General features: G+C 47.3%; 14 protein-coding genes. 4 read left to right on the top strand and 10 right to left on the bottom strand.

From position 1 onward, the window contains the following. Positions 1-2 precede the first annotated feature (2 nt). The 4 genes from B0X70_RS04340 to B0X70_RS04325 all read left to right on the top strand — a co-directional run bounded on the left by B0X70_RS04340 (position 3) and on the right by B0X70_RS04325 (position 3,754). Positions 3-1,208 (top strand): phosphoribosyltransferase, encoded by a 1,206-nt coding sequence (locus B0X70_RS04340; protein ID WP_046396183.1) that lies wholly within the window; start codon positions 3-5, stop codon positions 1,206-1,208. Between the two features lie 2 nt (positions 1,209-1,210). Further along, positions 1,211-1,876, top strand: a complete 666-nt coding sequence (locus B0X70_RS04335) for an HAD family hydrolase (protein ID WP_046396182.1) — start codon at positions 1,211-1,213, stop codon at positions 1,874-1,876. A gap of 173 nt (positions 1,877-2,049) precedes the next feature. Next, positions 2,050-3,309 (top strand): adenylosuccinate synthase, encoded by a 1,260-nt coding sequence (locus B0X70_RS04330; RefSeq protein WP_046396181.1) that lies wholly within the window; start codon positions 2,050-2,052, stop codon positions 3,307-3,309. A 16-nt stretch (positions 3,310-3,325) separates the two neighbouring features. Then, the gene (locus B0X70_RS04325; protein ID WP_036808346.1) at positions 3,326-3,754 is read left to right on the top strand and encodes an NUDIX domain-containing protein; all 429 of its coding nucleotides are present in this window, start codon (positions 3,326-3,328) and stop codon (positions 3,752-3,754) included. Positions 3,755-3,880: 126 nt separating this feature from the next. On the opposite strand, the gene B0X70_RS04320 is transcribed toward B0X70_RS04325, so the two are convergent. The 10 genes from B0X70_RS04320 to B0X70_RS04275 all read right to left on the bottom strand — a co-directional run bounded on the left by B0X70_RS04320 (position 3,881) and on the right by B0X70_RS04275 (position 13,474). Then, positions 3,881-5,113 (bottom strand): hypothetical protein, encoded by a 1,233-nt coding sequence (locus B0X70_RS04320; protein ID WP_246593426.1) that lies wholly within the window; start codon positions 5,111-5,113, stop codon positions 3,881-3,883. Next, on the bottom strand, positions 5,097-7,703 hold the full coding sequence (locus B0X70_RS04315; protein ID WP_246593425.1) for a fimbria/pilus outer membrane usher protein: 2,607 nt from the start codon (positions 7,701-7,703) through the stop codon (positions 5,097-5,099). The genes B0X70_RS04320 and B0X70_RS04315 overlap by 17 nt, the downstream gene beginning before the upstream one ends. After that, positions 7,690-8,511, bottom strand: coding sequence for a fimbrial biogenesis chaperone (locus B0X70_RS04310; RefSeq protein ID WP_105396037.1), 822 nt, complete (start codon positions 8,509-8,511; stop codon positions 7,690-7,692). Before B0X70_RS04310 ends, B0X70_RS04315 begins: the two co-directional genes overlap by 14 nt. A gap of 55 nt (positions 8,512-8,566) precedes the next feature. Continuing rightward, entirely contained in the window at positions 8,567-9,301 is a 735-nt protein-coding gene (locus tag B0X70_RS04305; protein ID WP_217470961.1) for a fimbrial biogenesis chaperone, read from the bottom strand. A gap of 33 nt (positions 9,302-9,334) precedes the next feature. Further along, a complete protein-coding gene (locus B0X70_RS04300; RefSeq protein ID WP_217470960.1) occupies positions 9,335-9,907 on the bottom strand; it encodes a fimbrial protein in 573 nt (190 codons plus the stop codon). Further along, complete coding sequence (locus B0X70_RS04295) at positions 9,907-10,623, bottom strand: fimbrial biogenesis chaperone (protein WP_105396034.1); 717 nt, start codon at positions 10,621-10,623, stop codon at positions 9,907-9,909. Before B0X70_RS04295 ends, B0X70_RS04300 begins: the two co-directional genes overlap by 1 nt. A gap of 101 nt (positions 10,624-10,724) precedes the next feature. Further along, entirely contained in the window at positions 10,725-11,285 is a 561-nt protein-coding gene (locus B0X70_RS04290; protein ID WP_052105762.1) for a fimbrial protein, read from the bottom strand. Between the two features lie 472 nt (positions 11,286-11,757). Beyond that, positions 11,758-12,063 (bottom strand): type II toxin-antitoxin system RelB family anti-toxin, encoded by a 306-nt coding sequence (locus tag B0X70_RS04285; protein ID WP_036808357.1) that lies wholly within the window; start codon positions 12,061-12,063, stop codon positions 11,758-11,760. A 29-nt stretch (positions 12,064-12,092) separates the two neighbouring features. Continuing rightward, positions 12,093-12,902 (bottom strand): MrpH family fimbial adhesin, encoded by an 810-nt coding sequence (locus B0X70_RS04280; RefSeq protein ID WP_217470959.1) that lies wholly within the window; start codon positions 12,900-12,902, stop codon positions 12,093-12,095. A gap of 26 nt (positions 12,903-12,928) precedes the next feature. After that, positions 12,929-13,474, bottom strand: a complete 546-nt coding sequence (locus B0X70_RS04275) for a fimbrial protein (protein WP_217470958.1) — start codon at positions 13,472-13,474, stop codon at positions 12,929-12,931. Positions 13,475-13,479: the final 5 nt, after the last annotated feature.

Below are 13,479 nucleotides of genomic sequence, written 5' to 3'. Positions count from 1 at the left end.
ATATGCCTGAATATTTATCTCCTGCTTTGGATCTTCGTTCTATTGGTTTACTGGGCGAATTGCGTAGCGTGCCTGAAACACGCTATTTAACGAAAGAAGTGATGGCGCTACCCGGCTTACTCACAGAGAAGCCCGCATTCGTCGGTTCCCGCGGTGCTGCCTATTACGAACAAAAACCTTGTCACGAGCTACTGATGACGGCGAAATATTACACAGAATACATCTCCCAACTTGAGTGTAGCGATAAGCTGTGTACCGCCCCATCAAAATATATATTGGCCGATCATAGCCTGGCAAAATTGCTCAGAATTGTTGATAGCCTATTAAGTTCTCCGCAAACGGTTAACGAAGATATTGTGCCATTCATCGATGGGATCAAAGAGTGTGCAAAAGTCGTCAGCTCAACGCTGATGGGTACAGCATTTACTTTTTCCCCCTCTCCGATCCATGACCTGACATTGCCTTCATCTACGGAGCACAAAGTGCCAAGACCGTTTATTGAAGGGGATAATCATCTGTTAACTCTGGCCGCGGCACAAATTGACAAATGCCTCAACTCCTCTGTTGTTGGCATCATGTTAGGAGGATCGGCAGCAGCGGCAGTCACCGCCGCGGCATGGGATAGCGAACTCAATTTAGTGAAAGTCTCACGTTACGATGATACAGCTTGCAAGAGCACTCATCTCTGGGGGCGCAATATTCCACCTGGGCAAACGGTGACAATTATTGATGATAATTGCGGAACAGGCGACACCTTATGTCAGGCAATCGATCTGGTCATGGCGCAAACCGGGCGACGTCCGAAGGCTCGCGCCGTCGAACTGCATTGGGAAAAATTATTACGTACCCGCGTTTATGGGCATTCTGATCGCGTATTCAACCCTGAAACTTTAGATGTATTGACGCCTTGGTGTTTCAGACATCATCAGGTCCTGAATCGCTTAGTTCATCAGCCTTTCACGGATGATAAATATGCTCATACAACCACGGCGGATTGGGTTGCTTATTCATACAGTTTATTGTCTGTTCTTAATGACACCCTGACAGACTCAACATGGGCAGCCAAATTATTGCGTTTTTTATTAAATCTAAAAGCACAAACACCGCTGAACTATGAACAGCCAATCGATGCATTTAAAGCTCTGGCATATCAATGTCCTGAATGTTCAGCGCACAAAAATGAGTTTGGAAAAGGGGGAGTTAACTGATTATGACAACAGCACATATTATTTGGGATTGGAATGGCACATTACTTAATGATGTCAATGTTTCATTGAGTGCAACCAATTTTGCACTGGCAGAAATTGGTATTGAACCACTGACGCTGGAACAATATCGGGAACATTATTGTGTTCCAGTACAAACTTTCTATAAACAAGTGATTGGTAGAGAACCTTCATCCTCTGAATGGTCTGTGATCGGAAAAATATTTAATTTTCACTATCGCCCAGGTATTCAGAAAGCCAGTTTAACAGACGGTGTGAGTCAGCTCCTCGCTTCCCGTTATGAAACAGGCGCAACTCAGTCATTATGTTCACTGATGGAGCATCATGAATTGGTCCCTATGCTTGACAATCATGGTATTGGTAAATTCTTTACCCAAATAGATGGCAGAAATACGCCATTATTGACCACCGGCAAATCAGAGCAATTAGCTAATCATCTCAAAAAACTCAATGTTTCTCCTGAGCAAAGTGTGGTTATTGGGGACGCTACCGATGACGCCATTGCCGCATTAGCCGCAGGAACTCATGCCATTCTTTATACCGGAGGAACCCACAGCCGTGTCAGCCTTGAAGCTGCCGGTGTTCCTATTGTTGATACATTAAGTGAAGCGTTATTAATAGCTGACTCCTTAGTTCATAAACAGCAATGAGAGATTATTCAAAATAATCGGATAAAAAAAGTGATAATTTATAAAGGAGTATGAATAAATATTTGGAATACTGGTTTCAAAAGAACAGATTATTTATCTTAAAAAAGATAAACAAAAATGGACGATTTAACTATTATTTAGAGTAAACCAATAAATAATTAAGGAATAGATTTATGTTAATTGCTGTAGTTGGACTCCAATTTGGAGATGAGGGCAAAGGAAAATTTGTTGACTATTTATCTAGCAACATCAATAACATTGCTCGATTCAATGGCGGCGCTAACGCAGGTCATTGTGTGCAACATGGTAATCTAAGAGGCTCCTTTTCTCAATTACCAGCCTCACTCAACAAAAAGAATTTATATATCTGCCAAGGTGCTTTAATCAGTCTTCCGGTTCTGATTAAAGAGATCGATTTTATACAAAAAGAAAACATTGATTCTAATATATTTATCGATCCGCGCTGCCATATTGTCTTACCATTACACTCTGAATTAAATCGAGCGTCAGAAAAATATAAAGGTAAACAGAAAATAGGCTCAGTTGGTGTCGGTGTCGGGGCCTGTGTTGAAGACAAAACCAACCGTCATGGCATTCGGCTTATTGATACGCTTGATAAAGAAAAATTAAGAAGTAAATTAGAATTCCTTTGGAATATCAGAGAAAAACAGATCAACCATGTTTTTAATGCACAAGCTACATTAGATTTTGAAGAGATGTTAGAGGCAACTTATCAATATGGAAAAAGAATAGCACCCTATTTCACGTTTACTAATGAAGTTATCGGTGATTTACTTAATTCGGGAGAAGATGTTTTACTTGAAACATCACAAGCCACTTTCTTAGATAATAGTTTTGGTACTTATCCTTATACCGTAGCATATCAGACACTAGTGCAAACCTGCTTTGCCATGATAGGCATACCGGCACAGAAAATGCATATTGTCGGTGTGATGAAATCCTATATGATCCGTGTCGGCAACGGGCCATTCCCCACCGAATTATTGACAGAACAGGCTGATTATATTCGAGAACGTGGAAACGAGTATGGCACCGTTTCAAAAAGACCAAGGCGCTGTGGCTGGCTGGATTTATCCTTGATTAAACATGCGGTGAAACTCAATGGCGTAACAGAACTCGCCATAACGAATGTTGATGTTCTTGCTGGTTTACATGAAATAAAAGTCGCTATTGCCTATGAAATTGATGATAAACTCGTCTGCTGCGATGACGCATTATTGCAGCTCGATAGAGCTAAACCTATCTATAAAACATTTAAATCCTGGAGCGAACTTAACTCATCATATACACATTTAACAGAACTGCCTATTGAACTGATTGACTTCTTAACTTTTATTCAAGAGTATGCTGGTATCCCAATCAAATATATTTCCTATGGGCCAGACAGAAATCAGACATTAGTCATGAAATAAAAGTGTGGAGAAAATAATGATTAACTATGTAACAGGGTTTATGTTTTCTAAAGATAAAAAACATGTCTCCCTGATTTCAAAATTACAACCCAGTTGGCAAAAAGGGAAGCTCAACGGGGTTGGTGGAAAAATAGAAGCTGGTGAAAGCCCTCAACAGGCAATGGCAAGGGAATTTGCTGAAGAAGCCGGCATTGAAACACGGCCTGAAGAGTGGCGATTATTTACGGTATTAACTCGCCCTGACGTTTATCAGGTAAATTTTCTCTATATGTATGATGATCGTGTCTATTCTGTCAATTCTATCGAAAAAGAGATCGTCAATATCTATGAAACAAATTCATTACCCGATAATGTGATCTATAACTTACGTTGGTTGATTCCAATGGCGGCCGATGAGCATTTACGTTTCGATAAAGAAATAGAGATAACCGAAATGCGGGGTTAATACGGTATAGCAAATACTGTACCTAATTAACGTTCTAATAAACACAGAAGCACCAGTGCTTGAAATCGGTGCTTCTGTGAAATAAAAAACAACATCGTCACCAAACCTTTCGGCAAATTTCCGGCCCTAAGCAGAGGGTTCGATGAAGTTAACATCCGACCACACGGAAATAACCGCTACGGCGCTGGCTCGCCCTCCGGCGCCATCAGTCCTCAACAAAATCGGTACCACAGACAGTTGTGTTGATGCGGTATAGCTATCGTCTCCCCGTTTAACGTATCTTGCGTTCTCTCCTTCGCCTCTGTGCCCGGTACCGAGAGATAAGGGTTTGTTGGCGGCATCGAAAAACACAAAGGCGACTTCCGCTATTGAGGAAGCTAATGCATTCGGTTTACCCGGCACGAATGGCCCATCGATTCGGTAAAGTAGGCGTGAATTTTGGAATACAGCGTCATCGCCGGAACAGGTGCTGTTTATCCCTATCTGTCTGGCCGACGCCAGTGGGTCTCCCGCCTGTTTACCGGCTCTTTTCACCGTGCCCCAATCCACCGATGAAGGGGTCAGGACAACCGCACAGGTGGATGGCTTTTTAACTGGTGAGAGAATAACCGTGCTCCATAGGGATTTCAGCATGCCGTTAGAACCCGATATGGGCGCAGGAGTCCAGCCGATCGCGCCAACTGACAGGAGAGTGCCTCCGGCCTTCACATTGAAATTACCGTCACTGTCCGGGTAAATCGCCCCTGTCACGGTACGGATAGTGACATCAACCAGACCGTTGGCATCTGGAACGCATGGAATGTTAACGCTGGTATTCCCCTTAACCAAACTGGCCGATTGATAGGTACCGGGTAAACCATGCGTTTGGCAAGAGAGTAAAGATTGCCCGATATCAACCATAAAGTCGCCGATCCTTCCTACCCGGACACTACTCGGTGACGACGAAGAGATCAATGGACGCGTTCCCGATCCCACTGTGTAGGCCATAAACTGAGTCCCGGCGGTGATGCGACAAGTTGTCGACCAATCAAGAGGGCCGCTGGTGGTATAACCGACTATCTCATCCCGTGAGTAATCACGCTTATCTTTGTTATTTGGCGCCATTGCATAACCAGTGACATTACGAACCATTTGCACCAGTTCAATCTCGCAGTTCTGATAACTCTCTGCCGCCTGGAGTGGCAAAGTGGTCAATAAAAAGAGCAATAATACCCACAAGCCGATGAGGGTTGAGACGGAATTTACTACACTACCGCCCCACAAATGTTCAGTTTTTAACATCCTTCTCTCTCCAAATTGCTCATCGGGCACACCGGTCAGGCTACCCACATGAAGGTAATGCTTACAGACAAACGGCATCAGCCTGCACCAGTTGCCCGGGTGTATCGGACGGCGCCTGATAACGGATGGTGCATTGTTGATTTGCCCCGTTTCCCCATTTAATTTTCACATGACCGGCAGGAGGCATACCACTGAGATAAACCCGGCCGTTATCGCCCACAATGCCGCTGCCGACCTGAGCGGCGTTCTCTTCCAGCGTCGCAATAGCGCCAAAAGGCACGGGTTTGCCATGATGTATCAACGTCAACAGTAACTGGCTGCCTGAACGAACCTGATAATTTGCCAACGTCACTGCTCCTCTGGTCGGATAAACGTTCTTGCTGGTCTGGTCAATATCGATCCCTTCCGGCAGGGTAGACGAGTCCAGATTAATGGTGTTTTTTTGGTAGACCGATCCGCCCGGCAGTACGGCGTAGCCACGCCAGTCAGTCTGCACGTTGCCGTCACCGACCGTCACTCCTTTCGCACCGGGCGCGCGGACCAACACCGCTTCATCACCCAGTGAACGTGATAGCGTCATGCCGTAAGGATGGATTAGGAGGGCGCCGGCAGCACCATAGGTGAAGTGATAGCTATTTGCGCTGTCATTGTAGCCAAGATTAACGTTTCCCTGACTGCCCTGATAACTCAGAGACAAGGCCCGACTGCTTTGCTGGCCGCTGTTCCCCCAACCTTGCTGGAGGTTATAATTCAAGCGGTTATTCCATAACATGCCACTGATCCCGGTCTGCTGAGTGAGGTTGCCCTGAGAGTCGCGCGAGGCTGTATAACGGGTGTAAACGCCCCGTAGCGCAGACGACGAACCAAAGAGACTGAGCGGAACCTGCATATTGAATGACACCTGACGATTCTCCGACCAATTGCCGGCCCCTTCCATACGATAAATGTTATAACTCAGGTTATAACTGATCCCCATCAGCATCGCGTTATAACCCAAATTCAGATTGTTGTCGGTACGGCCATTCCAATAATCGTTACGCGTCCCGGAGACGTAGAGACCGCCCCAACGTCCCAGCGTTTGATGCAGGTTCACCTGCCAGGTGCTTTGGCGTCGGTCAAGCGCCCACGGGACCTGATACTCATTCAGGTTGTACCCCATGCTATTAACATCACTGAAACTGTAATAATGCTGAGTGGAATAGCGATAGGCTGCCAGATCAATACTGGTGCCGGTACTGATCACGTTCTTGGCATATTTCACTCGATAAGCCTGGCCCTGTTGCCGGTTATTTTCCTGACCCTTAGCCCCTTGTAACTGGGCACGAGCAAACGTCACATCCGCAGACAGTGCGCCTAATGCCCCCAGCGACACGCCCGAGCCTAATACACCCGACTGGTAGTTGCCTGCCACCAATCCCCCGCCGTACAAGGTGATATTGTGCGGCAAACCATAAACCAAGGTGCCCAGAGCAAATACCGGGGAGCGGCTGCCATCGGTGAGGTTGCCGCCGTGATATTGACCGGCCGTTAACTCATATTTAATGCCGCCGGGGCGCTGCATCATCGGGACCGATGAAGAAGCGAGAGTAGAGACACGAGTACTGCCATCTTCCTCTTTGATTGTAACCGTGAGGTCGCCAGAATCCCCGGTGGTGTACAGGTCGGTGAAACGAAACGGCCCCGGCGCCACCGTGGTTTGATACACGGTATAACCATTCTGGGATACAGTCACCTGCGCATTGGAGCTAACCACACCGGTTATCTCCGGGGCAAAACCACGCTGACTTTCAGGCAACATAGCCTCCTCAGAAGCCAATTTCATGCCACGCAACGGGATACTGTCAAAAATATCCCCACCGGTATAGGTTTCACCGGCGGTGAACTCACTGCGCAATGACTGCACATGACGTTGCAAATAGGTATTACTCACCTGCCATCGAATCTGTGTAGAGGGGGAAAAACCGGCGGCCCCTCCATTGCGCTGGCGATTGTAACTGTAAGTTTGCGTGCTGCGCAGACGCCACGCTCCCAGATTCAACCCATTACGAAAAGAGGCAAACAGGTTGCGGGAACGTGATCCGCCGCCGGTTTCCTCACCGTCATAACGCCCCTCCGAACCGTTAATGGTGTAGTTGATCAAAAAGGCCGGTATCCCGTTATCCCACAGTGACGGATCGACCATCCCAGAATGGTGGGGCTGCATAGCCGCCTGCGGAACACTGAGGTCCAGACGCAAACGGGCGAAATCCAATATCGCGTTGGCGTGTGGGATCTGTTTCGTCAGATCTGTGATGGGGCTATCGCTCGTTTTTCCCTGAAAAGCCGGTAATCCGCGAATGTTGACGCCATACTCTTCGAGCTGTGCAACCGTTAACACCGGTTGCAGATGGTCGTTGACCAATATAAATTCAACCTCGCGGTTATCCACCTTATTATGGTTCATGTAGATATCCACCAGATAGCGTCCCGGTGCGACATAACCCGCGTTTTCATACGCCGAGAGATCGATATGCTCCTGCTCCCCCGTCGCCCCCATCAGGAAAGCGGGATTAAAGTATTCCCGCGCGGAGATGGGCAAGGTTGTCGCCGTCAGTGAGCATAGCAAACATACATATACAGGACGGAGCCGGTCATTACCTGTAGATGAGGACGCGTTATAACGAAACATGGCGATCCTGACTGTCGCCGGGAAAACGCCAGACCAGCGGCCCCGGTATCCCAGCGGTAAACGAACGGGTTTGAAACGAATGAGCTTGAAACGAATAGCTTTGTATGCCTTTTGGGGGCACCATCGCCTGACGTATGTGATCATCTGCCTGTTGAGTACCTACTTTCAGAACAGAAAAGGTCAGAAAATAGGGCGTGGGATTTTCCACCCGTAACTGCGTCCCTAGAAGGGAAAATTTCACCTGTTTAGCCACCGTGGCGTTATCCCGGGCGGGCACGCCTTGAGGACGATAAAACAGTCGAATATTCATCTGTAAGGCGACCTGCACTTGCGATGCTTTGTCTGTCCGGTGTCCTAATGCCGGTGCCTCCTCGGTATCCGGTACGGCAACTCCTGGGATAGCTCGCAGCGAGACTATAAAGGCCGATTCCCGATCCGACGGTAATTGCCCCCCAAGCTGGCGAATACGGAACGAAAATTTCTCGCCAGCCTCAACCCGTTTTAACGGCGGCAGAACGATAAAAGGGGGAACTTGCCTGGCTTTAGTGTCAAAGCGACCGGTATCAGGGTCCATCGGGCTGACAAATCCCTGTACCAGATAGTTCTGCCCCGTATGATTAGCCATGCTGAGCGTCACGCCTCTCGGGCTATCTTTAGCCACATAAGACAACTGCATCGGGGAGAACGATAGCCCTTGATTATCAACCGCCTGCGCCTTGAATATATTCCCTAGCAGCAGGGTGAAACCGAGGGAGTAAAACATTAACTCCCAGTATGTCCGCCCATGCCGGTCACTGACTCTCTTCATTCTCCAACTCCGTAGAAAGTAGAAAAAAGTAGAAAAATAGAAAACAATGGCGGATTTAACGCTCCACTCTGGCCGTAAATAGGTTTGAAGCGCCGCCGTAATCGTTAATCATCGACCAACTCACCGATTTTTTACCCACCAGCCCGGCATAGGTCACACAATCCTGCGGCGCTATCATTGAGGGATAGCGGTTCAGATCGAGCGCCCATCCGTCCAGCATGAGACTGTCCAGCGACAAGAAATACGGGGTGGGATTGCACGCCTCGATGCCATCGGGTTGCGACTGAAAGCGAAGCTGTCCATACGCCTCTTCCGGCAACAGAGGCAGGCTACGCGGTCGCCAGAAAAACTTAATCCGCATCCCCATGCTCATCGACACCCGATCCCGAACAGGCTCATCCGTCACCCGCTGAGTTGCGGGGAGGGCGTTTATCTGCACATATCCGAGCGATTCCCGATCCGCCGGAAAGGGGGGCTGATTAAAGGTTGGCAAAATACGCAGGCTGTTTTGACTGTTGGCTTCCAACCTGAACAGCGGCGGCGTCACCACAAACGCCGGAGTGGTTTTCTCCTGATCTTCCGTTATCCTTACCTGCGCCAGCCACGCCTGCGATGTGGTATTGACCACCGTCAGCGTTTGCGCCCGCTCGCCTTGGGTAAAAATCACCCGGGTTTTATTCAGGCTGATACCGGCTGCTTGACAGAATTCTGTGCCGGTCATCCCTAGCCCTAGCCAGAACATCAATGGCGCCAACCGGCACCGCGCCGGGCGTACTCGACCTGTTTCCACAACGTCTCCTGAAACCTGTTGCCCGAGCTGCGCTCAGTGATAATCAAATTGAAATTGAATGTGCGCGGTCAGTTCACCGGGAGTCGGCACAACCGTGCCGGATTCATGTCGCATATCCATCAGGAAGGTAATTTGACTCTCTTTAGCGGCGTTACCCGATGGCGCCAAATTCACATAATCGCCATTTTTTAGGTAGCTCCCCAATCCGCCTCCCGGCAATTGATAGCGCAGGCCAAATCCCACATTTCCCGCCACCGTGGAAGCTTTATCCCGAAATAGCGTCGGGTGGCCTTCTGACGTGGGGCCGGCTATTTTAATGGCCGGAGTACGGCCTGCTCTGGCTGATCCCGCACAGCCCGACAACGCCAACGTAATGGGTTTGCTGCCCGCCGCTGCGATATGTTCCGTACTGCGCTGCACCTGGGTGAGTGGTACGGATGAAAACTCGACATGAGATGTCTGCATGTAAAGCTCACAGGTTGGCTGCTCCAGCGTCAGCGCCAATGTCAGTTCCGCCGTGTTTGGGTTCGCTCCCCCGGGCTGAAAGGCGATACAGAGCAAGCAAGCCAGTGTTGCCCGTCTGATAAGGGGCCACGGTTTGCGCATTACGGTATCTCCCCTTGATAGGTGGATTCTCCGCCGAGATCATTAATCACCGTCCAGCTTACTTTGGCTGGATAATGTCCCCCTTTACGTAGTAGAGAGAGATCGGAGAATGGGGAGACCATGTTGGCTTTCTGCTGCGTCATCACCTCCTGTCCACCCACCTTTAGGGAGGTTAAGGTGATGTAATAGGGTGACGGATTGGTTATCGTGATTCCTGCGGCTGTCGGTTTGAAGCGCAATGAACCAAATCCTTGTTCCGGCGAAACCGACAATCCCGACGGGCGATACATCAGCTTAATCGTGTTGGCTATAGCAAACTGTATTCCGCCGGAGACATTCCGCTGGGAGCGATTATCGGATTCAGAGCTTAACGGAATGGCCTTCGCCGTAAACCAGAACAGGGATTCCCGGTCAACAGGCAGCGACGGGCCAGTTTTGATGATGCGCACCTGATTCTGGCTGTCTGGTTCCATACGAAACAGGGGCGGCGTCACCAGAAATGGGGCGGTTTTGTCTCCCTCAAAAGTAGAACTGACTGTCGCCTGTATTAAATAGACCGCTTCTTTACTGGTATTGCTCACTGAGGCGGTTGTCGCATGGCTATCCGCTGGATAGATAATACGGGTAGTACCGATCCCCACTCCTTCCGCCTGCGCGGAAGTAACCGGCCAGCCTAACAGACCGGCCACTATCATTGCTGTCATCAATCTTTTCACTGACTCACCTGAAAATGTCTGGTTTGGTATTGCGTAAGTAAGAATTGGACCTCCCTGTCCAATTCCACGGCTATCTATTTCTAACGCCTGTCGGCGTTAAATTAGTCATACGCTACTTTTACGGTCAGGTTCCCTTTGGACTCTGCTGCTTTTACCGCCGCCACACCAAGCTTAGCCAGCCCTATTTTAAGCGTGATGGCATTATCACCGGCTACTGCGGGACTGTATGAGGCATCTTTTAGGTTAACTGGCGCACCTGGCGGGATGAGCTTATCATTTATCGTCAGGCCAACCGCATGGTCGGTAATTGCAGCGTTACCCGTGGAGTTAAGAAGTTGAAAGTAATTGCCTCCTGGTCCTGCTGCGGTGCCGCCAACCGTCAATTTAACGCTTTTCGCGGAACTCCACAGAGGGCATTTTTCCGTTTTAATCGTGACGAATTTTTGCGTGTTAGTTAAAATTGCGCCATCTCCCTTCCCTGTAAAATCAGATACCAAAGCGCCAAGACTAACAGGCTCTATTGCTGCAAACTTACAAGTCTCCGCTGTCACTGAAGAGTTCACCGTCAGGGTACCGGCACTCACTTCCTCCGCCATCGCCTGCGACATCCCCCCCAAACACAGCGCCGCTATCGCACAGGTCTTCAAAATTTGTTTTTTCATTTCATCGATTCCTTTTATTTATTCGATACATTTTGCCTAAAACAACATCACGACAAGTTAAACAATCAGATAGCTAACGCGGTGCGTTTTACTTGTCATTTGAGTTATTTTGTTTGCTGATTAACTTCTGAATTTTGGTTAAACCGTCGATAACATATCTATTTTTGAGCGGGAAATATTGAGTGGCAGTTTGTTCTCTTTTTGAGACAACGAGTTATTAGCCCCCGACATATTCAACATTAATTCCTGAACGTTATGGTGTCGTGAGTATTTGTTCCTTAATTAAATTACTATCTGAACTTTAATAACTTCGTCAAAAGGGGAGATAAATAAGAATGGACTTTTTAATTTGTGGCAATAACATTGTGGTAATAACATGGCTAACGAATAAATCATAAAAGTGACCGTTCCGTCGGTCACGAAACTCAGTCATCAACTGGTTTATAGATCCCCCGATTGGCGTCGAGATCAGTTAACATCCAAATTTACCCAATGTAGCCTCCGCAATAGGGATATATTGGTCTGTTAATTTATTGATGCTGTTATTGGTTACAGGATAACTACAATCAAGGAAAAACCAGTTTATCGGCGTCTCCAATATTGAAGCGATCTGCACCAGATGGGATAAATTAATTCGGTTTATCCCTCTCTCATAACGTGAGAGTTGTTGCTGACTAATACCTATTTTTTCCGCCAATTTGGCGGCGGTCATACCCAACTCTTTCCTTCTTTTTTGAATACGCTTCCCTACTAATAGATGATCTTGTTTCATTTTCATCCCAGCCCTTAAATTAAAAAAACACCTTTTTATGGCATCGCCAAAATTATTGCCCCTGATCCTGAGAAAGGTCCTGCCTCTACTCTGCCATTTTTCTGTAAAATTGATTTCACTGTAACGGGTACATTTCCTCCAGCCGGTACAAACACAGCAACACCGTCTTCACCGTTTTTCTCATTTAATAGCAATTTAGCTTTCAAACTACCGTCACTTCTTAACGGTACGAATCCCCGATCAGGCCCCGTCGCTGTCACCATAATCTTTATGTCTACATTGCAGGTTACATTGATCTTTCCCGTTTTGGTTGCACCGTCTAGTGCCGCCTCATCAATATTTTCATAATCAAGCTCAACTGAACCTTCACTGACTTGACAAAAACCTATCGGCGGTGGTGCAACGCCACATAAAGATCCAGGCAACAATCTTCCATGAAAGCCATTTTGATCGGTTTCATAAAATAGCCCGACACATTCTTGGTGAACAGCAGGACCAAAATGTGTTGCAACTCCGGTGATCGGAAAACTGGTATATTTCAATATCTCAGCTTGCACTTGTTTCATGGTCTTAAATCTTTCCACGCGAGTATTAAATATCCTATAGGGCTGCCCTGAATAACCATCAACAAAATGGCGATGGTTAACCGATATCCAACACGCAGAATAACCATAACAAGGATTTGGCGTAAAATCGTTTTCTGGGTCCCAACGTTCAATGACAAAAGTATAATAGGCATTTGTCGGAATCCCCTCGGATTTAGTGATATATGAAAATATCGATGCAACCGCATTTGATGAAAACAGCGATAAAAGTACCAGCCAAACAGAGAATAACTTTTTCATTTAGTTACCTAATAAAACCGTGCAAGTTAGTCATAATTCAGATTAAATGTCGCAATCGCATGAAATGCGCCTCGCTTAATCGTCTGGTTAGCTAGCGCAGTAGGTTCTGCCTGCACATATGCTTGCAGTACAATCAAGTTTTCCCTCTTTTTTAACGGATACTCTTCCCCCTCTTTATTCAACAACAACCGTTTGCCTTCTGCCGTTTCTATACCGATGGCAATTCCAGAGGCTTGACTCCCTGCACTTAACGCTAATAAGCCCGGCAATTGCGTATTTTCTATGCCGCTGAATGTCAATTTAATCGATTTACCCACACTCATATCGCAACCAGATAACCTGAGTAGAAAAGGTTCGCTATTAGTCCTACCATGCAGATACAAATATTTTTCAGAAATTGTTGCAAAATCGAGCTGGATATCTTCATCACCCGGTTTAATCGTGCAAGGTTCTTTAACCAATACACCGTGAAAACGCATATTATCCGCAGCCTGTACCACTTGATGACCATAAACCGTGGCAGCAATAACCATAAAACCAACACGCAACACGAATAATTTTAAATATTTCATTAAGT

This window comes from Photorhabdus akhurstii, from assembly GCF_019090985.1.
Taxonomy (GTDB): domain Bacteria; phylum Pseudomonadota; class Gammaproteobacteria; order Enterobacterales; family Enterobacteriaceae; genus Photorhabdus; species Photorhabdus akhurstii.
The sequence above is the reverse complement of the archived record's forward strand: the minus strand, read 5'-3'. Positions and strand labels throughout refer to the sequence as shown.

Coding starts and splice junctions, on each gene's coding strand:
- B0X70_RS04340 (WP_046396183.1), top strand. CDS start 3: ATGCCTGAATATTTATCTCCTGCTTTGGATCTTCGTTCTATTGGTTTA.
- B0X70_RS04335 (WP_046396182.1), top strand. CDS start 1,211: ATGACAACAGCACATATTATTTGGGATTGGAATGGCACATTACTTAAT.
- B0X70_RS04330 (WP_046396181.1), top strand. CDS start 2,050: ATGTTAATTGCTGTAGTTGGACTCCAATTTGGAGATGAGGGCAAAGGA.
- B0X70_RS04325 (WP_036808346.1), top strand. CDS start 3,326: ATGATTAACTATGTAACAGGGTTTATGTTTTCTAAAGATAAAAAACAT.
- B0X70_RS04320 (WP_246593426.1), bottom strand. CDS start 5,113: ATGCCGTTTGTCTGTAAGCATTACCTTCATGTGGGTAGCCTGACCGGT.
- B0X70_RS04315 (WP_246593425.1), bottom strand. CDS start 7,703: ATGTTTCGTTATAACGCGTCCTCATCTACAGGTAATGACCGGCTCCGT.
- B0X70_RS04310 (WP_105396037.1), bottom strand. CDS start 8,511: ATGAAGAGAGTCAGTGACCGGCATGGGCGGACATACTGGGAGTTAATG.
- B0X70_RS04300 (WP_217470960.1), bottom strand. CDS start 9,907: ATGCGCAAACCGTGGCCCCTTATCAGACGGGCAACACTGGCTTGCTTG.
- B0X70_RS04290 (WP_052105762.1), bottom strand. CDS start 11,285: ATGAAAAAACAAATTTTGAAGACCTGTGCGATAGCGGCGCTGTGTTTG.
- B0X70_RS04285 (WP_036808357.1), bottom strand. CDS start 12,063: ATGAAAATGAAACAAGATCATCTATTAGTAGGGAAGCGTATTCAAAAA.
- B0X70_RS04280 (WP_217470959.1), bottom strand. CDS start 12,902: ATGAAAAAGTTATTCTCTGTTTGGCTGGTACTTTTATCGCTGTTTTCA.
- B0X70_RS04275 (WP_217470958.1), bottom strand. CDS start 13,474: ATGAAATATTTAAAATTATTCGTGTTGCGTGTTGGTTTTATGGTTATT.